The organism is Tumidithrix helvetica PCC 7403, assembly GCF_965232925.1.
GTDB classification, from domain to species: domain Bacteria; phylum Cyanobacteriota; class Cyanobacteriia; order Pseudanabaenales; family Pseudanabaenaceae; genus Tumidithrix; species Tumidithrix helvetica.
The window spans coordinates 19,780-39,617 of the sequence record NZ_CBDDRA010000042.1; the positions used below are offsets into that span (position 1 = coordinate 19,780).

Annotated in this window: 14 protein-coding genes; 3 read left to right on the top strand and 11 right to left on the bottom strand. The window is 46.8% G+C overall.

Annotated elements, in window-relative coordinates; genetic code table 11:
• Nucleotide 1 precedes the first annotated feature (1 nt).
• The 9 genes from pyk to ACP2WE_RS24435 form a co-directional block, all read right to left on the bottom strand.
• Nucleotides 2-1,429, bottom strand: coding sequence for a pyruvate kinase (pyk, locus tag ACP2WE_RS24395; RefSeq protein WP_425218119.1), 1,428 nt, complete (start codon nt 1,427-1,429; stop codon nt 2-4).
• Nucleotides 1,426-2,451 carry a type I glyceraldehyde-3-phosphate dehydrogenase gene (gap, locus tag ACP2WE_RS24400; RefSeq protein WP_425218132.1) on the bottom strand — a complete coding sequence of 342 codons (1,026 nt, stop codon included), beginning with the start codon at nt 2,449-2,451 and terminating at the stop codon, nt 1,426-1,428. Before gap ends, pyk begins: the two co-directional genes overlap by 4 nt.
• 59 nt (nt 2,452-2,510) lie before the next feature.
• Nucleotides 2,511-5,036 (bottom strand): glycogen/starch/alpha-glucan phosphorylase, encoded by a 2,526-nt coding sequence (locus ACP2WE_RS24405; RefSeq protein ID WP_425218133.1) that lies wholly within the window; start codon nt 5,034-5,036, stop codon nt 2,511-2,513.
• 132 nt (nt 5,037-5,168) lie between these two features.
• Nucleotides 5,169-6,194, bottom strand: a complete 1,026-nt coding sequence (locus tag ACP2WE_RS24410; RefSeq protein ID WP_425218120.1) for a 2-hydroxyacid dehydrogenase — start codon at nt 6,192-6,194, stop codon at nt 5,169-5,171.
• A 26-nt stretch (nt 6,195-6,220) separates the two neighbouring features.
• Nucleotides 6,221-7,804 carry a glucose-6-phosphate isomerase gene (locus ACP2WE_RS24415; RefSeq protein ID WP_425218121.1) on the bottom strand — a complete coding sequence of 528 codons (1,584 nt, stop codon included), beginning with the start codon at nt 7,802-7,804 and terminating at the stop codon, nt 6,221-6,223.
• Nucleotides 7,805-7,866: 62 nt separating this feature from the next.
• Nucleotides 7,867-8,331, bottom strand: a complete 465-nt coding sequence (locus tag ACP2WE_RS24420) for an EF-hand domain-containing protein (protein WP_425218122.1) — start codon at nt 8,329-8,331, stop codon at nt 7,867-7,869.
• Nucleotides 8,332-8,409: 78 nt separating this feature from the next.
• Nucleotides 8,410-9,711, bottom strand: coding sequence for a phosphopyruvate hydratase (gene eno / locus ACP2WE_RS24425; RefSeq protein ID WP_425218123.1), 1,302 nt, complete (start codon nt 9,709-9,711; stop codon nt 8,410-8,412).
• A gap of 86 nt (nt 9,712-9,797) precedes the next feature.
• Entirely contained in the window at nt 9,798-11,432 is a 1,635-nt protein-coding gene (locus ACP2WE_RS24430; protein WP_425218124.1) for an alpha-D-glucose phosphate-specific phosphoglucomutase, read from the bottom strand.
• A gap of 113 nt (nt 11,433-11,545) precedes the next feature.
• Nucleotides 11,546-13,972 carry a phosphoketolase family protein gene (locus ACP2WE_RS24435; protein ID WP_425218125.1) on the bottom strand — a complete coding sequence of 809 codons (2,427 nt, stop codon included), beginning with the start codon at nt 13,970-13,972 and terminating at the stop codon, nt 11,546-11,548.
• Nucleotides 13,973-15,018: 1,046 nt separating this feature from the next.
• Here ACP2WE_RS24435 and ACP2WE_RS24440 point away from each other — a divergent pair.
• Genes ACP2WE_RS24440 through ACP2WE_RS24450 form a run of 3 tightly spaced genes read left to right on the top strand, consistent with a single transcriptional unit; the run spans nt 15,019 to nt 16,143 of the window.
• On the top strand, nt 15,019-15,150 hold the full coding sequence (locus ACP2WE_RS24440; protein WP_425218126.1) for a hypothetical protein: 132 nt from the start codon (nt 15,019-15,021) through the stop codon (nt 15,148-15,150).
• Nucleotides 15,151-15,176: 26 nt separating this feature from the next.
• A complete protein-coding gene (locus tag ACP2WE_RS24445) occupies nt 15,177-15,953 on the top strand; it encodes a phospholipase D-like domain-containing protein (RefSeq protein ID WP_425218127.1) in 777 nt (258 codons plus the stop codon).
• Between the two features lie 31 nt (nt 15,954-15,984).
• Nucleotides 15,985-16,143: a hypothetical protein gene (locus ACP2WE_RS24450; RefSeq protein WP_425218128.1), complete on the top strand. Its 159-nt coding sequence runs from the start codon at nt 15,985-15,987 to the stop codon at nt 16,141-16,143.
• A gap of 733 nt (nt 16,144-16,876) precedes the next feature.
• Here the strand turns inward: ACP2WE_RS24450 and ACP2WE_RS24455 are convergent.
• Both ACP2WE_RS24455 and ACP2WE_RS24460 read right to left on the bottom strand, forming a co-directional pair.
• The gene (locus ACP2WE_RS24455; protein ID WP_425218129.1) at nt 16,877-17,284 is read right to left on the bottom strand and encodes a nuclease-related domain-containing protein; all 408 of its coding nucleotides are present in this window, start codon (nt 17,282-17,284) and stop codon (nt 16,877-16,879) included.
• An 80-nt stretch (nt 17,285-17,364) separates the two neighbouring features.
• Nucleotides 17,365-19,413, bottom strand: a complete 2,049-nt coding sequence (locus tag ACP2WE_RS24460; RefSeq protein WP_425218130.1) for an ATPase, T2SS/T4P/T4SS family — start codon at nt 19,411-19,413, stop codon at nt 17,365-17,367.
• Nucleotides 19,414-19,838 lie beyond the last annotated feature (425 nt).

A 19,838-nucleotide genomic window follows, 5' to 3' on the forward strand; every position in this document is an offset into this window, starting at 1 on the left:
ATTACCCCTTGGTTGCGATCGTGTGAATTTTGAGGAAGTTCGTACTTCCTGCCTTGCCAAATGGAATACCGCCCATGACCAATACTTTGTCACCATTTGTGGCAAAGTTTCGTCGTATTAAATCTGCCTCAACTCGAGCCAACACGTCCAGCAAATCTTCTTCGACCTCTTGCAATAGAACTGGCCTGACTCCCCAATTTAAGTTGAGACGGCGATAGACTTTCGGATCGGGGGTATAGGCTACAATCGCAGCCTTCGGACGCTCTCCCGATGCGAGTTTGGCGGTGTAACCCGTTTCGGTAAAGGCGACAATGCACTGGAGATCCAGCGCGTCATCGATTGCGTTGAGTGCTTCACTGATTGCATCCGCATCGTCAGTGTGGTTGGGCGGATAGTTGACAAACTGAATGGATGGCTCCACTTCGGTAGCAATGCGTGCCAGCATTTTGACCGATTCCAATGGGTAATCTCCCACAGCAGATTCACCAGACAGCATGACTGCATCTGTACCGTCCATAATTGCGTTGGCAACATCGCTAGCTTCCGCACGGGTAGGACGGGGATTGTGGATCATGCTGTCCAGCATTTGGGTGGCGGTTATCACAGGAATGCCTTTTTGATTGCACAGTTTGATGATCTGCTTTTGAATCAAAGGCACCTTTTCGGGACTCATTTCTACGCCCAGATCGCCTCGCGCCACCATGATTGCGTCGCACTCATCGACGATCGCTTCTAGGTTGGCGATCGCCTGAGGTTTCTCCAACTTTGCCAGCACGGGAATGTCGGCTCCTTTCTCCTTCAGCAAGGCTTTCAGAGTTTGAATGTCTTCCGGTCTGCGGACAAAGCTGAGGGAGATGATGTCTACCCCTTGCTCGATACCAAAATCCAGGTCGCGCTTGTCTTTCTCGGTCATGGAGGGCAGGCGCAGATTTAGCGTCGGAAAGTTGACCCCTTTGTGGCTTTTGAGCAAGCCACCTTCGACGACTTTGCACCGAACCTCATTGCCATCGACGTTCTCAACGCGCAGTTCCAGCAAACCATCATCTAGAAGAACTTGCGTTCCCGATTCGGCTTCTTCTGCTACGTAAGCATAGTCGATGCCGACAGTGTTGGGTTGCCCCGTATAGTCGGCGATCGGGACAAGCGTCAGAGATTCCCCTTCATTCAGCATCATCCCTTCAGGGGGCAGATCGCCCACTCGGATCTTAGGTCCCTGTAAATCTTGCAGTAACATCAGCGGTAAGTCCAATTCCTCTGAGGCAGACCGCAATCGCTCGATCCGTTTTGCATGATCCTCATAGTTACCGTGAGAGAAATTGAGGCGAGCAACGTTCATTCCTGCCAACAGCATCTTACGAAGCATTTCTGGAGAGTCGCTTGCAGGACCAATTGTGGCAACAATCTTCGTACGATGAATTAATGGTTTCATATCAATCCTTCCTTTCTAGCCATAAATAACATTAGGTCTACAACTCGGAAGGAGTAGCCCCACTCGTTGTCGTACCAAGACACCACTTTAAAAAAGTTGGAATTTAAACCAATCCCTGCTCGAGCATCAAAGATACTAGAGCGAGAGTCGGTGCGAAAGTCCGTGGAAACGACTTCATCCTCGGTGTAGCCCAGGATGCCTTTCAGTTCGCCTTCTGCCGCTGCTTTCATCGCCCCACAAATGTCGTCATAGGTGGTTGGTTTTACTGTTTTAATGGTCAGATCGACCACCGAGACATCGGGAGTGCCAACCCGAAACGCCATACCGGTGAGTTTACCTTTCAGGTCGGGTAATACTAGGGCGACCGCTTTGGCAGCTCCCGTAGAAGAAGGTATGATGTTCTGGGAAGCGCCTCGTCCGCCCCGCCAGTCTTTTTTACTGGGACCGTCCACAGTTGGCTGTGTGGCAGTCATGGAGTGGACGGTGGTCATCAAACCTTCCGCAATGCCAAAGGTGTCATTCAGAACTTTGGCAACGGGAGCCAGACAGTTAGTGGTGCAGCTCGCATTGGAGACGATCTTATCCGTTGTAGGATCGAATTCTTGGTGATTTACCCCCACCACAAACGTCCGCACCTTGTCAGGATCTTTAGTCGGAGCCGAGATTACAACTCGCTTTGCTCCAGCTTTTAGGTGGTTTTCAGCTCCCTCATAGGTAGTAAACAGTCCAGTGGATTCGACAACATAATCGGCTCCCAGTCTGCTCCAAGGCAATTCTGCTGGATTTCTGAGCGCCAGACAGGGAACAAAATGCCCATTGATTTCAATTCCATCATCTCCAGCCTCTACCGTGCCTTTGTAAGTACCGTGCGTAGAGTCGTATTTGAACAAATAGGCGAGGTTATCAGCGGGAACAAGGTCATTCACGCCGACCAGCTCCACATCGGGGTGATCCATGGCAATCCGAGCCACTAACCGCCCGATGCGACCAAAGCCATTAATGCCAATTTTGAGTGTCATAATGAATTTCCAAATGAATACCAGAACTGGGCAGACAAGATGCCCGCCCCACTATAACCTTGTTAGAAAGTGAGCTTCACGTCGCCATTTGCTTGACTGTACTCTGGTACTTCTACCTGCACGGGTAAAGCTTTCCAGATTTTCTGAAGATAATCTCGAATCGAGCGATCGCTGGAAAATTTACCCATCCGCGCCACATTCAAGATCGACATGCGAGTCCAGCTTTCTCGATCGCGGTATGCCAGACTCACCCGATCCTGGCATTCGACGTAGGATTGATAGTCTGCCAGCAGCAGGTACTCGTCGCGATAAAGTAGAGAGTCTAACAAAGGCTTGAATAAATTCGGGTCGCCGTGGGAGAAGAAGCCGGAAGAGATGCGATCGATCGCTAGTTTCAGTTCTGGGTTAGCGTTGTAGTAATCCCAGGGATTGTATCCAGACGCTTTCTTGGCAAGAACTTCCTCAGCGGTCAACCCAAAAAGGAAGAAATTATCGGCACCGACCGCATCCCGAATTTCGATATTGGCACCATCCAACGTGCCGATTGTCAGCGCACCGTTCATGGAAAACTTCATGTTGCCCGTTCCAGAGGCTTCCTTGCCAGCAGTAGAAATTTGTTCGGAGAGATCGGCAGCGGGGTAAACGCGCTGGGCAAACCTAACGTTGTAATCTTCCAAAAATATCACTTTGAGACGACCGCGCACATCTGGATCGATATTGACTACATCGGCGATCGAATTGATCAGCTTGATAATCAACTTTGCCATATAGTAACCGGGAGCTGCTTTGCCGCCAAATAGGAAGGTGCGCGGCGTAACATCGAGGTCGGGATTTGCCTTGATCCGGTTATACTGCGTGATGATGTAGAGGGCATTCAGATGCTGTCGTTTGTATTCGTGAATGCGTTTCGCCTGAATATCGAATAGCGAGTTGGGATCGATGTCAATGCGGTAGTTTTCCCGAATATAATCTGCCAGATCTTGCTTAACAGCTTGTTTCATCTGACGGAACTCGTTGCGGAATTTCGCATCATGGATGAAGTTCTCCAGTTGCCGCAGTTCGTCCAGATTTTTGATCCAGCTATCTCCAATTTTGTTTGTTATCAGGTTTGCCAGTCGGGGGTTGCTCAAGACCATGAAACGGCGAGGGGTAACTCCGTTGGTTACGTTGGTGAACTTCTCAGGATAGATCTCGTAGAAGTCATGCAGTGTAGTCTTCTTCAGCAAATCACTGTGGAGTTCGGCAACCCCGTTAATGGCGTAACTACCCACACAGGCAAGATGCGCCATGCGAACGTACCGCTCACCGCTTTCATCAACGATCGACATGCGACGGATGCGATCTCCATCGTCAGGGAATTTGAGGCGGACGGCATCGAGAAAATGCCCATTGACTTCATAAATAATTTCCAGATGACGGGGTAACAGACTGCCAAACATGCCTAGAGGCCAGCGTTCCAATGCTTCGGGTAACAAGGTATGGTTGGTGTAGGCAAAGGTTCTGGTGGTGATGTCCCAAGCACGATCCCACTCAAACCCATAGTCATCCAACAACAGCCGCATCAGTTCAGCCACGGCAATGGTGGGATGGGTGTCGTTTAACTGAATCGCGTAGTGCTCGTGGAACCGATCCAGAGCGAGATTCTGTATCTTCATCAGGCGAATCATGTCTTGCAGGGAGCAGGAGACGAAGAAGTACTGCTGCTCCAATCTCAGTTGCTTCCCTTGGGAGGATTCGTCATTGGGGTAAAGAACTTTCGTAATATTTTCGCAGTCGCTCTTCTCGTGAACAGCCCCGAAGTAATCGCCTTTATTAAAGGCTCCAAAATCAAAAGACTCTGGCGCCTCTGCTTTCCACAACCGCAGGGTATTGGCGGTATTGGTTTGGAAACCCAAAATTGGGGTATCGTAGGGAACACCTTTGACCACTTTGTAAGGCACCCACCGAGTGCGGTAGCGATTGCGCTCATCAGTGTAAGACTCGGTGTGACCGCCAAACTTTACCTCTAATTCTGCCTCCGGACGCGCAATCTCCCAAGGATTTCCATAACGCAACCACTTGTCCGTGATTTCGACCTGCCAACCATCTTTGATTTCTTGGTCGAAGATGCCGTATTCGTAGCGAATGCCATAGCCGATCGCCGGAATTTCCAGCGTTGCTAGGGAGTCGATGTAGCAGGCGGCTAAGCGGCCTAAACCGCCATTGCCCAATCCGGGTTCTTCTTCCTGCTCCAACAGATCCGTGAGGTTCAGCCCCAATTCCTCCATTGCCTGCTTGACCGGGTTGTAAAGCCCAAGATTGATTAAGTTATTGCCCAAGTGAGGACCCATTAAAAACTCGGCAGACAGGTATGCAACCATTCGGGGGGCTTTTTCCAAGTAAGTCTGCGTAGTATGCAGCCAGCGATTGAGCAGGCGATCGCGCACCGTGTATGCCAATGCCATGTAGTAGTCGTTCTTGGTCGCGATCTTGGGAAACTTGGCCTGAATGTATAGCAAGTTGTCCAGAAATGCCCGCTTCAGGGTTTCGACATTAATCCCTGTACGATCGTCTTCGATCTGAATATTGTTAGGAACGATGCTGACCATATCTATGTTTGCTCCTGTCAAAAATCGGTTGATAAATTTAAGTCGATCGAGAAAAAACGTTTTCATGGAATATTATTTGGACGAGAGGATAATGTTTATTTGCAGAGCTTGTGCCCTATGTTTCCATCGCATTTAAACGGTAGCTTTTACAAGGGGGGGAGGCTGAAAAGCTACTTCATTCTTCAAAGATTGCCCTCGTTCGAAATCAGTGATGTTGGACAGAGTTGTAGTGGCAATTCCTTCTAGGGCATTGCGGGTTAAGAAGGCTTGATGCGCTGTGATTACAACATTGGAAAACGATTGCAGGAGCTGAAAGGTATCGTCCTGAATGATTGAATCAGACAGATCTTGAAAGAAAAGTTCGTCTTCCTGTTCGTATACATCAATGCCCAGATAGCCAATCTTGCCTGACTTGATGCCTGCAATTACGGCGGTCGTGTCAATCAAACCACCACGGCTGGTGTTGATTAGCATGACGCCGGGTTTCATTTGATCAATGGTGTTTGCGTTAATTAAATGGCGAGTTTCGGGAAACAGCGGACAATGAAGCGAGATGATATCGGAATTCGCTAAGAGTTCGGGTAGCGACACGTAACTAGCATTGCCGACAGCTTCAAATCGATCGTTAGGGTAAGCATCGTAACCCAGCAACGAGCAACCAAATCCCTGCATAATTTTGGCAAACACCATGCCGATCTTGCCCGTGCCAACGACCCCAACGGTACAGCCATATACATCGAATCCTATTAAGCCTTCTAGGGAAAAGTTATCGTCTCGAACGCGGTTGTAGGCTCGGTAGATTTTACGGTTGAGTGCCAGTACCAGGGTAACGGCGTGTTCCGCAACGGCATAAGGGGAATAGGCAGGCACCCGCACAACCTTGATGCCTAGTTCGGCAGATCGTTGCAAATCAACGGTGTTAAAACCGGCAGACCGCAGTGCCAAGAGGCGAGTCCCATGAGAAGCGAGAATATCAAGCGTTGCCGCATCTGCAATGTCGTTGACGAACATACAAACGGCTAGGAAATCCGCTGCTAACACGGCTGTTTTGGGGTTGAGTTGAACGTCAAAAAAGGTCAATTCGTGATGGTAGTTGGCGTTCGCTGCCTCAAAAGACTGGCGATCGTAGGTTTTGGTACTGAAAAAAGCAACTTTCATAAGGCAAACTCCAGATAAGCGTTCTGTTACTGAGCAGAAACCGATAGACTGGATGGTTTAGTGCGATCGCCCTGCAAGGTAATGCCGCGATGATTCGCTGCCAGATGGCGCACGATTTTGTAAACGGTTTCAATGTTGTCCGCAGCTCCCGCCTTTTCTGCTAGCACTGTCAATTCTAGAGGTCGATCCTCATTTTTCAGCGTTGCCAGAACCCGACGCTGTAAATCCAATACCGATGCAGCGGCTTTTTTCCCAGCCTCCACTCCTGGCTGGTGGTAAGCATTGATGTTAACCAGAGACGCATATAGCCCCACCGCCCGTTCGTAGAGGGCGATCAAAGCTCCCACGTTACGAGGATTGACCTGGGGAATGGTGATAGTAATCGAGTCCCGATGATTTTCATACAGTGCCTGTTGCGTTCCCATTAATAAGCCAGAGAGAAAATCTCCTGACGTGGCTTCTGGTTCAACTTCGATCGATTCTCCTTGACGGTCCTCCAGCACCTCAATAAACGTAGCAAAGAAGTTGGGAATCCCTTCTCGAAGCTGTTGCACGTAAGCATGCTGGTCGGTGGAGCCTTTATTCCCGTAAACCGCAATCCCCTGATGAACCGTCTTACCGTCCAGGTCTTTCTCTTTACCCAGCGACTCCATCACCAACTGTTGTAGGTAACGGGAAAACAGCAACAGACTGTCTTTGTAAGGCAGCATCACCATGTCTTTCTCGCCTTTGCCATTTCCAGCAGCGTACCAGGCAAGGGCTAATAGAGCGGCAGGATTGCCCTTGATGTCGGGCACGCGAGTTGCCGCATCCATTTCCTTGGCACCTGCTAGCAGCGATCGGATGTCAATGCCTAGCAGAGATGCCGATAACAGTCCCACAGCCGACATTTCGGAGGTGCGTCCTCCCACCCAATCGAACATGGGAAACTCGGCTAACCAGCCCTCAATCCGTTCCAGTTCGTCCATTTTGCTGCCAGGAACGGTGATGGCAACCGCATGAGACGGGAAATGTAAGCCCTGCTGCTCGTAGACGTGCTTCACCTCTAGCATCCCATTCCGAGTTTCGGGAGTGCCGCCAGATTTGCTAGTAATGACAATCAAGGTACTTTTGAGCCGATCTTTCAGACGGTTGAGAACGCGATCGATGCCTGCCGGATCGGTGTTATCGATAAAGTAAATCGCCATCGGCGGAAAATCTGGAGCCAGTGCCTCCGAAACAAACTCCGGTCCTAATGCAGATCCGCCAATCCCAACCGAGAGAATGTCGGTAAATTTGGGTGCTTCCGGTGGATGTATCGTGCCGTCGTGAACCTTCTGGACAAAGGCTTCGATCTCATTCAACGTATCTACGATTTCCTTCTTTAACTGGGAGGGCGCGCGATCGGGATCGCGCAGCCAGTAGTGACCGACCATGCGGTTTTCGTCTGGGTTGGCGATCGCCCCTCCCTCCAGTGCTTCCATGTGTTTAAACGCCTTTTCAAACTTAGACTTTAGGGTCTTAACCAGTGCGTCGTCAAACCGCATCCGGCTTACGTCCAGATACAAGTCCAAGCCTTCGTGGTAGTAGAGCCATTTTTCGTAGCGTTGCCAGAGTTTCTTGGTATTCATACAAACCTCGTTAAGTCGCAGCAATTGGGCAAAGGGGGAAATCGAAACCAACCAACCTCAAATCACTGGAACCCGATGTGGGCGATCGCCCCTAGATATTCGTAATAAGTGATTTGTCCGTCACCATCGCGATCGACTTGTTTCATAATGGTTTTTATTTGCTCGATATTGAGGGGTAAGACCAGTCGATCGGCAATTTCAAGAGCTTCCTCAAGCGAAAGAAGTCCATTCCGATCGAGGTCTAGTTCGCGGAATCTTTTTAGAATTTGGAAGGTTGGTTCAGTGGCAACAACAAACTCTTCAAACTCGATGAACCCATCCTTATCGATATCCAGAGTTGCAAACTGCTTGAGCAAATGAGTTTTCTTTTCTGCTAAGGAGAAATCGAGGAATTCACCGACTGCTATTTTCCCATCCTGGTTCGAGTCAATTTGAGTAAATGCCTCGACGAGCAATAACAATTTCTGTTCGGGGATCAGCGCCTTTACTTCATCCGATACTTCAAATTTCAATTTGTCAACATTCATAAATCCAATCTCTCAATCACATCTGTGAGGATATACACGCGTTACCTTTTGACTTTTCTGGGTTTGCAGTAAGCAGTCTCAGGCAATGGGTTGCTTTGCCTTAAAGGTCGAAATGCCCGCATATTGCGCCTTAACTCCCAGTTCCTCTTCAATGCGAAGCAACTGGTTGTATTTTGCCAGACGCTCGCCCCGGCATGGCGCGCCGGATTTAATTTGACCCACTCCCGTTGCCACCACCAGATCGGCAATAAAATCGTCAGGGGTTTCGCCAGAGCGATGGCTGACCATACAGGTATAGTTGCCCGCTTTGGAATCGTTAATAGCTTTGAGGGTTTCGGTGACAGAACCAATCTGGTTGACTTTGATCAGAGAAGAGTTGCCCACCCCATCGGCGATCGCCTGTCTGACGATCTTGGGATTTGTAACAAAGGCATCATCGCCAACCAACTGGATGCGATCGCCCAGTCTTTGGGTCAGCAACTTCCAACCGTCCCAATCGCTTTCGCCCAAACCATCTTCAATGGAAATAATCGGAAACTGGCTGACCCAACTTTCCCAGAGGGCGATCATCTCCTCTGAAGTTTTACGACTCCGATCGGATTTGAAGAACAGGTAGGTACCATCCTCCTGATGGAGTTCGGTCGTAGCGGGGTCGAGGGCGATCGCCATTTCATCACCCGGCTTTAGTCCAGCCGTTTCAATTCCCTGAAGAATTAGCTCGATCGCCTCTATGTTAGCTTTGAGATCGGGAGCAAATCCCCCCTCATCACCGACACCAGTGCTGTAACCCTGCTTTTTTAGAATCGACTTAAGCGCATGGTAGACCTCTGCTCCCATCTGGAGTGCGTCTGAAAAGGTTGAGGCACCCACCGGAGCAATCATGAATTCCTGAAAGTCCACGCTGTTGTCGGCATGAACGCCACCGTTGAGAATATTGAAACAGGGAACAGGCAGCAGGTTGGGCTCTTCCTTATCTAGATAGCGGTAGAGGGGTAAACCCTGAGATGTGGCAGCGGCCCGGGCGATCGCCATCGAGACACCTAAAATGGCATTAGCACCTAGGTTTGATTTATATTCAGTGCCATCGAGTTCTAGCATTTTGGTATCGATAGCGACCTGATCGGTGGCATCCATTCCAGTTAGCGCGGCAGCGATCGACCCATTGACGTTTGCAACCGCTTTCAATGCGCCTTTGCCGCCGTAGCGTTTGGGATCGTTATCCCGCAACTCCAAAGCTTCTCGACTTCCTGTTGATGCACCAGAAGGAACCGCAGCACGTCCTTTGCTACCATCCTGTAATGTTACATCTACTTCAACAGTTGGATTGCCGCGAGAATCAAGAATCTCTCTGGCATGAATGCTTTCAACGCTAGTTTCCATAATTATTTCACTAAATTCCATTAAAGTTATTTCGACATAAGCTTTGGCTCAAAAACTTTAGGGCGCTCGTTATAGCGCCCTATCCATCAGGTAATGACCGTTGGTTCTGCCATGCCCGTCAGTTCGTGGATGCGAGCCACTTCATCCGCAAGCGCAATCAGCTCTTTCAGCGCGATCTGGGGATCTAGGTTTTGGTGGGCAGGATCTGGTTCGTAACTTTCCATGTAAACGCGCAAGGTTTCTCCGCGAGTCCCCGTTCCAGATAGGCGGAAGACTATACGAGATCCATCCGTAAAGCCAATTCGAATGCCCTGATGTTGGCTGTCGCTGCCATCAATTGGATCGGTGTAGCTGAAGTCGTCGCTGTATTCGACTTCATAACGCCCAAAGGATTGTCCCTTCAAGGTGGGCATAATTTTGAGCAAATTCTCCATCAGGGTATCGGCGCGAGAACTATTGACCGCTTCGTAGTCGTGGCGAGAATAGTAGTTGCGCCCATAGGTCTGCCAGTGATCTCTTACAATCTGCTCCACAGATTGCTGCCGAACTGACAGAATATTCAGCCAGAACAGCACCGCCCATAGTCCGTCCTTTTCGCGGATATGGTTCGAGCCGGTGCCAAAGCTTTCTTCGCCGCAAAGGGTGACTCGTCCGGCATCCATCAGATTGCCGAAAAACTTCCAGCCCGTTGGAGTTTCGTAACAGTCAACGCCCAGTTTGGCTGCCACTCGATCGGCTGCCTGGCTGGTTGGCATGGAACGGGCAAGTCCTGCCAACCCCTCTCGGTATCCGCGAATGAGTTTGGCATTAGCCGCTAAAACTGCCAGACTATCGCTGGGATTGACAAAAAACTGGCGTCCCAAAATCATGTTGCGATCGCCGTCCCCATCAGAAGCAGCACCAAAATCCGGGGCATTATCGCCGAACATAATCTCAACTAGATCGCGGGCATAGACTAGGTTTGGATCGGGATGTCCGCCCCCAAAGTCTTCCAAGGGAGTGCCATTTTGAACGGTGCCAGAAGCTGCCCCTAGCCTTTGTTCGAGAATTCGATGTCCATAGGGACCAGTGACGGCATGGAGGGCATCGAAGCACATCTGAAAGTGTCCGCTGGCGAGAAATTGGTGAATGCGATCGAAATCAAATAGAGACTCCATCAACTCGGCATAGTCAGACACCGAGTCAATCACCTCCACCACCATGTCGCCCAGTTTGGACTCTCCTAAGGTGTCAACATCGACATCGGAAGCGTCCAAAATTTTGTAACTGTCGATCGCTTGACTTTGAGCGTAGATAGCTTCCGTCACCTTTTCGGGAGCCGGTCCCCCATTGCCGATGTTATACTTTACGCCAAAGTCCTCGGTTGGCCCAGCCGGATTATGACTGGCAGATAGGATGATGCCACCAAAGGTTTGATACTTACGGATCGCAACTGAAGTTGCAGGAGTCGATAGAATGCCGTGCTGTCCAACCATAATCCTTCCGGCACCATTAGCCGATGCCATTTTCAAAATAGTTTGAATGGCTTCTCGGTTGTAGTAGCGTCCATCACCACCCAAAATCAGGGTTTGTCCCTGGTAGTCTTGCAGGCTATTAAAGATCGACTGGATAAAGTTTTCTAGATAATGAGGTTGTTGAAAAACAGGAACAGACTTACGAAGCCCCGATGTACCGGGCTTCTGATCGGCAAAAGAATAGGTTGAAACCGTGCAAACGTTCATATAATATTCTCCTTCAGTCTTAATACGGTTCGCTCGTCGCGGACATCAGGATCGCCGATCGCGACAGAGAGTATTCAGATAGGATTTCTGAATCCCTCTGTTGTGTCGATCGATTAGTAAGGCCACCTCCAATTCACAACATCGGGGCGATCGATGCCGTGTTCGTAGGCATAGTTAGTGCAGGCAATTTGCTCGTCTTTGAGCATTTCCTTCACGTGAGCACCTGCAACCTTCAGCTGGGGAACTCGGTCAATTACATCGATCGCAATGCTAAAGCGATCGATCTGGTTCTGGATTGCCAAGTCTAAGGGGGTATTGATATTACCTGCTTCCTTGTAGCCGCGCACGTGGATGTTCTGGTGGTTGGTGCGGCGGTAGGTGAGCCGATGAATCAGCCAGGGGTAACCGTGGAAGTTGAAGATGACCGGTTTGTCGGGGGTGAAGAGACTGTCAAAGTCGCGATCGCTTAAGCCGTGTGGATGCTCTGATTCAGGCTGCAGCTTGAATAGATCGATTACGTTGATAAAACGAATTTTCAAATCGGGGAAATTCTCCCGCAACATATACGACGCTGCCAGCGATTCCTGCGTGGGAATATCACCTGCGGTCACGAGCACGACATCTGGCTCTACTCCGCGATCGGTGCTGGCCCACTCCCAGATATCGATCCCTTTGGTACAGTTCTTAATCGCATCATCCATGCTGTGATACTGCAAGTGCAATTGCTTGTCGCAGACAATCACATTGATGTAATTTTTGCTGCGCAAGCAGTGATCCGCCACCGACAGCAATGTGTTTACATCCGGCGGCATGTAAATGCGAACTACATCTGGACTCTTATTCAGCACCACATCGATGAAGCCCGGATCCTGGTGGGTAAAACCATTGTGGTCTTGTCGCCAAACCGTCGAGGTAATGAGCAGGTTGAGGGATGCCACCTCCTCTCGCCAGTGGATGTTATTGCAGATCGACAACCACTTGGCGTGCTGGTTGAACATGGAATCAATCACATGGGCAAAAGACTCGTAGGTGGAAAAGAACCCATGTCGTCCGGATAGCAAATAACCCTCTAACCAGCCTTCCAGCGTATGCTCGCTCAATATCTCCATCACGCGACCATCAGGAGACAGTTCGCCGCCGTCTTCATCTTCTGGCAGGTAGTCTGCAATCCAGAATTTTTTGCTGACTTCGTAAACCGCACCCAATTTGTTAGAAGTGTTTTCGTCAGGTCCGAATACGCGGAAATTAGTCATGTTGTTTTTCATGACATCTCGCAGGAACACACCCAGAGGTTTGGTATTCTCAACTTCGATCGTTCCTGGCTTCTCAACCTGCACTCCATACTGACGAAAATCAGGCATATTTAACTCGTGCAAAAGCAAACCACCGTTTCCGTGGGGCGTGGAACCGAGTCGCTTGTCACCGACGGGTGCCATTGCTTTAATCTCGGGAAGCAATGTGCCGTTGGCATCAAACAGCTCTTCTGGTTTGTAACTCCGCATCCATTCTTCCAATTGACGCACGTGCTCGGGATTGCTATGCATCCCACCCATCGGAACCTGATGGGAACGCCAGAATCCTTCGACTTTATGACCATCCACGAACGCAGGACCCGTCCAACCCTTGGGAGTCCGCAGCACGATCGTCGGCCATATAGGACGAGTGGCAACGCCACTAGAACGGGCTTCCTGCTGAATGCTGTGAATTTTGGAGATGCAGAGATCCAGTGTTGCAGCCATTGCCTGGTGCATGGATTCGGGATCGGAACCTTCCACAAAGTAGGGTTCGTAACCATAACCTTCAAACAATGCCTTGAGTTCTCGATGGCTAATCCGAGAAAGAATTGTAGGATTGTTAATTTTGTAGCCATTCAAATGCAATACGGGTAAAACCGCACCATCCCGAATTGGATTGATGAATTTGTTGGAATGCCAAGAGGTTGCAAGAGGACCTGTTTCTGACTCTCCGTCACCAGGCATGGACACTACAATTAAGTTTGGATTATCAAAGGCTGCGCCGTAAGCATGGGAGAGGCTATAGCCCAATTCGCCACCCTCATGAATGGAGCCAGGAGTTTCAGGCGTGCAGTGGCTTCCGACGCCGCCTGGGAATGAGAATTGCTTGAAGAAATGCTTCATTCCAGTTTCGTTCTCCCTGCATTCGGAGTAGAACCGAGAGTAGGTTCCTTCAAGGTAACAAGGACCAAGAAAACCGGGTGCTCCATGTCCTGCACCAACCATGAACAGCATGTCCTGGTCGAACTTTTTAATGACTCGATTTAAGTGAGTGTAGAGAAAGCTGATGCCAGGACTAGAACCCCAGTGACCCAACAATCGCAGCTTAATTTGTTCGGGCTTGAGGGGTTCTCTTAGCAAGGGGTTGTCACGCAGATAAATCATCCCAACAGCTAAATAGTTAGCCGCACGCCAGAATGCATGCATCTTGTGGAGTTCTTCGTCACTTAGAGGTGCGCCCTCAACCGTAGACCTAGCTGTTCCGTAAGCACTAATAGAAGCGAACTTGTCAGGTGTTGCTATCATAATTTTAATATTTCTTAAAGTTTACCCTTGGCGGAACAGAAAAACTCTAAAACCCTTAACTGCAAGAGATTCTCAAAGAACCTGTTTTTCACCGTCACTTGCAAGAAGTTTGTGACAATCTCTTAAATTACAATCTCTTAACTTAAACAGACAGATCGAACCTAATATGGCTAGTGATTGAAAGCTTTAGCAGAAATGGAACGAGCGTTTCTTTGATTTACATCCTCAGTCTATCTGAGAGCCAGAATATTGGGAATACACTCACAAGAATTTGTCGATAAGGCGAAAATACTTACTAGACAAAGGCTTTAGCTGAAAAGAACGTTCAATAGTAGAGGCTGTATACCGCTAATAATGCTTTTTTTAAATATTTAATTTACTTTAATTTACACTCGATTTTGGTCTTCCTCTTTTCCCTAAATGCACTCTCGGCTTCTCAAAATGTAAAAGCATCTGCTCTTTGACTGCACTTGCCCATAGCTCAAACTCAAAAAACTCGCTGTTGGGGTTCAAATTTTCCTTTAACGGCATTGTTTGAAGGTGACTAGACTCTTTGGCATTACTCATTGGAGATTACTCCTAGAATAAGGATATACCTATTCAATAAAGTTAAATTTATTACAGTTCCATATCCATAAGACCATAGATCGCATGACGTGAATCTAAGATTTGGCTAAGCTCAGATTAAGTTCTGGTTGCCTTTTAGTGAAATTTTTCTTTTAGGACAGATTTCGCATCTATGGTTACAAATCCAAGTCAAACTTACAAATAAATATATACCTGATGCTCTTATCAAACAGAACGATTGCTTCGTTTGTCGGATCGTAGTCGTTATAGGAGGGTAAAGGACTATCAGATCAGACTTTCCCACAATTCAGCTAAGAGTATTTCGAAAAGATAACATACAAATCAGTTCCAAACAATAATTATATTCTTGAAGTTAGATCCAAAGTTGTTTAGGATTGAAAATTTCTTTTTGAAGTGATTTTACAAGTTGGATGAGGCTTCTATGGGTAAAGTTTAATTTATAAGAACTAGAAACGATTATGCCAACAAAGTTAAAGATGATGCCCTACTTTTCTGGAGCATCTCCAAACCTATCTCTGAGTGCCGAGGTTTTGCCATTGCTAGACGAAAGCAAGACCCATCAGGAAATTCTACTGAGGATTTCCTCCTAAACAGAATGGGATTTGAGAATGAGGAAGTGACAACAAAACCAGAGAAAGGACAGGATGAGGTCGCAAAACCTTCTACGGAATGGCCATTTCAGCGATTTTCATGGACGGATCACGATGCGAATACTGGAGATATTGTTTCTTATAGAGTTATCCCCGTAATACGTAACAAAAATCAGAAACTTGAATTGTGGGAATCACATGCTAGTGATTGGAGCCAACCAAAACTTTTAGGGACAAATCAGGGTTCGTTCAAGCCATTCTTCAACCGTGGTTTCGTGATATCCCAGTTTATGGCTAAATTTCTAGCCGAACAAAATTTGTCGCTAAAGAAATTTAAAGATCGAATCAGTGAAAAGGACGATCGGACAATTCGCGAATTTCTCTCTGGAGATTTGCGACTGGCGTTGCTCAAACAGTTAAAAACGGCATTGAAGGAGAAGACTGAGATCTTTGCCGTTTTGTTTGAATTAAGCGATAACGAACTGATCGACGCGCTTTGCGCCATTGGCAATAAAGCCCATCTCGTATTAGCTAACGGATCGATTTCAAAGCGGAAAGAAGAATCTACTCAAGAAGCACGACTTCGTGATGAAAACAAGGAAGCGCGACAGAAGCTTAAAGATGCAGGTGTAGATGTTGAAAATAATAATCGCTTCACAGCCCCTGGCCCACTAGGGCACAACAAATTTCTCGTTCGACTAGATAAGAAGGGGAAGCCCGCGATCGCTTGGACGGGAAGCACCAACTGGTCGCCCACCGGGCTTTGCACGCAGAATCGAGGCAAATTACGATGTTTGAAGTAATAATCAACAAAACCTAGCAGGGGTTGATCTGATGACAGAGCTACAGGCAAATCTAGCCACACCCCGTTGGCTGGAAGAATTGTTTTTGGGCAGTCCTAAAAAGGAATGGATCGATGTAAGGTTTGCTGAGCAAATGCAGTGCGATCGCAAGCGAAAAATTAAACGACGATTGATGCCCCAAATATCTTAGCTTTTGAGAAAAAGAAAAAGGAAGCTAAACCAGTAGAAGCGACTGTGTGAGGGGCGGTATTATGGTAGATGCGAACGGTGACAAAAAATCACCTTGAGGGATAAGGTGATTTGCAGTTATTACAAAGTCACACAAAACAATATCAGAAGGGATGGCGACTGTATGTGTTATCCAAAACTCTTGTTTTTTAATGCGATCGCTTTTAACAGACAAAAATCGCCTCGGTAGGGACAAGGCGAACTGCTAACTAAAAATTACATACCACGCTTAGAGTGCGTCTCCCCTATTGAAATAGCGTATCAAAATCTTAAGTCGGTGGCTGCGTCACTTTTTATACCAATTTCACTTAAATTTGCAACAGATCGGTGTTTAGGCTCCGCGCTCCGCGCGGTCTTTCAAAAACAATACGTCGCATTACTTTTTGAAAATGGTATTACTTTTGCTGGTGAGATCGCATGAAAAATAAACTCATTGAGGATAGAGTTTTTGCGATGTTGGTAAATAACCTCAGTTCGGGATAAGAAAATCCCAAACTCTTTATTTAAGGCTATTGAATCTATAAATGCTAAATTCTCACAAATAAATCCTATTCATCCAGTAAATCGGGGCGAGCACAGGGGCATCGCCCCTACAATTGGTGTAGGGGCAGTGCCCCCGTGCCTGCCCAGAACGCTTATATGCCCTATATTTCGTCTCATATTCCTTATCCCGAATTCACGTTAAATACAACACCTTAACCGAAAGGGAGAATACACTTACCAGGGTGGGGAGTGTTCAGGGCATGGACTAACTCTGCATCGCGTTCGAGCAATTTCACGGCATGAAGGACGTACTTTCGGGCTGGTTCTAGGGGATTGCTGACTTGTTTGGGTGCGTTAGTGTGGCGATCGAGGATAGTCCAATCAGCCTTGGTAACGTTGAGAATCGTATCGAGTCTCCAATCTTTGACCTCTAGCACCAATAAGCCGCGCAACGGGTGCAGAATGATGAAATCGGGGTGCAGTTGCTTTTTGCCGATGGGTACGTCATACCAGATCAGGTAATCGCGATCGAGCTTCTGTTCTAAACGGATAGCCAAGCGCTTCTCACCCGATGTCATGCGGGATTCGCAACTGTTGAGAGAGGGGATGAGAGAAGGCATGGTTATTTTTTTTCTTTTAGCTAGCGCGATCTAACCGTTGTCACTTCCATTTTTGGCAAAATCATTACATATTCTTATTGTCAGATTGTACGTTGAGAGACCCATTCAGATACATCTGGATGTAGCGCACCATAAGGCAGAACCCTCTTCAGCTCGTCAACATTAGTGATTCCATTAAAAATCTTTTCTAGAGCAGCGAGACGAAATGAATTAATGCTATTTTTACTTAGATAGCTATACATTTCTCCAATACGAGCTTCTCGAACCAACTGCTTGACAACTGGATCGAATGTAAGGAGTTCTACAATGGCTTCTCTACCAGAATAGCCAGTTCCACCGCATGAGAAGCAGCCTATGCCTCGCACTGATTTTCTCATATCAGTACTACTAGCTTCAAGACCTAGGTATTGAAGTTCGCTTTTAGTTATTTCTACAGGCTGAGAACAATCCGAACAGACCTTGCGAACAAGTCTTTGAGAAACAACGCCCAAGAGAGCATCACATATTAGTGAAGGGCTAATTCCCATACTAATTAATCTGGTAATTGCTGAAACTGCATCATTTGTATGAAGTGTAGTTAATACCAAATGACCAGTTAGACCAGCTCGAATAGCAGTTTCAGCCGTAATTTGGTCTCGAATCTCGCCAACCATTACAACGTCAGGATCTTGCCTTAATAATGCTCTCAAGCCGTTAGCAAAGGTCATTCCAATGGACTCATGCACTTGCATTTGGTTGATCCCAGGAAGAATATATTCTATTGGATCTTCAATTGTAGAAAGATTAATATTCTCATTAGTAATGCTTTGTAAGGTTGTATACAGGGTACTCGTCTTACCAGAGCTTGTTGGTCCGCATATTATGACAATTCCTTGACTTTGCTCGATCCAGCTTTTATATATTGTCAACGAACTTTTCATAAAGCCTAGGTCGTCTAAGCTTGAATAGGGGTTTTCTTCAGGCAGCAAACGAACTACGGCTTTTTCTCCGTAAACACAGGGAATTGTATTAATGCGAATATCTAACTTACTGTTTGATGAATACTGCATCCTAAGACGCCCATCATGAGGTAAGCGCCTTTCAGAAACATTCATGTCAGCCTGCGCTTTTAATGCACTCACAATCCGTGACGAACTTAGTCCATCTTCGCTACGAATGACTTCGCGAAGCAATCCATCAATGCGAAACCTTACTCTTAAACCACTGTCAAGTGGTTCGAAATGAATATCACTGGCTCTTTGATGAACTCCACCTGCAATTATTAATTCTAATTGCTTAAGAGGATTATCAGTGCTCATAACGCTCATTTTCAAAAAAGCCTTTATATCCCCAGCAGCTTTGATAGCTTGCTTGTACGCTAAAAGATCGTTCAACTTCTCAGCATAAATATTATGATTTTGGAGGTTGAGTTTGTAAGGAAATTCAGAATAGCTTTTATAGTTAATCCGAAAAAATTCAATTTTTGTCTTGGTATGCTGCATAAGAACTTTAGCAACATCAGGATTAATTTTTTCTACAGAGGCAACGAAGTAGCAATTCTTCCATAGTAACAGGGGAATAATTGGAGGGAATTCAAAATTTTTAGGAAAATGCTCGATAAATCGATGATGCACTTTAGGATCAAATGCTTCTTGCAAAAGATTTTTTTCACTATCAATTAGTAAATTTATAGCCTGCTCTAGAGTTATTTTATTTTCAATTAACTTTTTCCAAGCTGAATCTGATTGGTTTTTTGATTCAACAACAACTTCTTTCTGAAGGTTATCTTTTATCGAAGTATATTTATTTTGTGCATGAAATTCTTGACTAGCCAACAAAAATTGATATTCAGTTACGCTTAGAATTCTTGCAGAAGCCCATGAAAGCGCATTTTTGAGAGAATCACCCTGTAGGAGATAGCTCGTATCTTTACAGTCGGATGCTAACCATGAAGCTAATTCCTGTGCATAGGGTTGTAATTCCCTAAGAGTGTCTTCAAGCCATTTTTTGTCAAAAACAGTTGCGTATATTAAGTTGCTTATTTCTAACTTATTTTGTTGCTGAATAACTAAGCCTGATAACCGCAATTCAATACTCTCTGCACTCTCGTCGGAATCAATTTTCCCAAATCGTAAAATTTTTTCATACACACCTAGTAGACGCCCTAGGCTGAGTTTACTTTGTATGATTCGATCGCGTATAGTACGAAGATGTTCGGGCTCATCTTGTGAATCCCAATTACTAATTATTGAATTAAATACTAGTTGACGTACCCATTCAGATTCAAATCCACTTGGTATTAGCTGGTGAGATCTAATTATAAGATTGCATATTTTCTGAGTTAAAAAGGGTTGTCCGCCTGTCCAATGTATGACTGCTTCTACTAAAGGTCTTGGGTGTGAAGTTATACCCTCTAGACACTTAATCAAGGGCTCGACCTCATGCACTTTAAAGGGGAGCATCTCAATTAGGTAATAAGTAGAAATACTTAGCAAAGCAGAGTGGGATAATAGATCAAAGTTAAGCCCTATAAAACAATGAGTCCAGAAGACAAAGAAAGACTAGAAGCCTGTAC

Excerpts from the sequence above, each read along its gene's own strand:
- pyk (WP_425218119.1), bottom strand. The coding sequence starts at position 1,429 with ATGAAACCATTAATTCATCGTACGAAGATTGTTGCCACAATTGGTCCT.
- ACP2WE_RS24405 (WP_425218133.1), bottom strand. The coding sequence starts at position 5,036 with ATGGTCAGCATCGTTCCTAACAATATTCAGATCGAAGACGATCGTACA.
- ACP2WE_RS24410 (WP_425218120.1), bottom strand. The coding sequence starts at position 6,194 with ATGAAAGTTGCTTTTTTCAGTACCAAAACCTACGATCGCCAGTCTTTT.
- ACP2WE_RS24415 (WP_425218121.1), bottom strand. The coding sequence starts at position 7,804 with ATGAATACCAAGAAACTCTGGCAACGCTACGAAAAATGGCTCTACTAC.
- ACP2WE_RS24420 (WP_425218122.1), bottom strand. The coding sequence starts at position 8,331 with ATGAATGTTGACAAATTGAAATTTGAAGTATCGGATGAAGTAAAGGCG.
- eno (WP_425218123.1), bottom strand. The coding sequence starts at position 9,711 with ATGGAAACTAGCGTTGAAAGCATTCATGCCAGAGAGATTCTTGATTCT.
- ACP2WE_RS24430 (WP_425218124.1), bottom strand. The coding sequence starts at position 11,432 with ATGAACGTTTGCACGGTTTCAACCTATTCTTTTGCCGATCAGAAGCCC.
- ACP2WE_RS24435 (WP_425218125.1), bottom strand. The coding sequence starts at position 13,972 with ATGATAGCAACACCTGACAAGTTCGCTTCTATTAGTGCTTACGGAACA.
- ACP2WE_RS24440 (WP_425218126.1), top strand. The coding sequence starts at position 15,019 with ATGCCAACAAAGTTAAAGATGATGCCCTACTTTTCTGGAGCATCTCCA.
- ACP2WE_RS24450 (WP_425218128.1), top strand. The coding sequence starts at position 15,985 with ATGACAGAGCTACAGGCAAATCTAGCCACACCCCGTTGGCTGGAAGAA.
- ACP2WE_RS24455 (WP_425218129.1), bottom strand. The coding sequence starts at position 17,284 with ATGCCTTCTCTCATCCCCTCTCTCAACAGTTGCGAATCCCGCATGACA.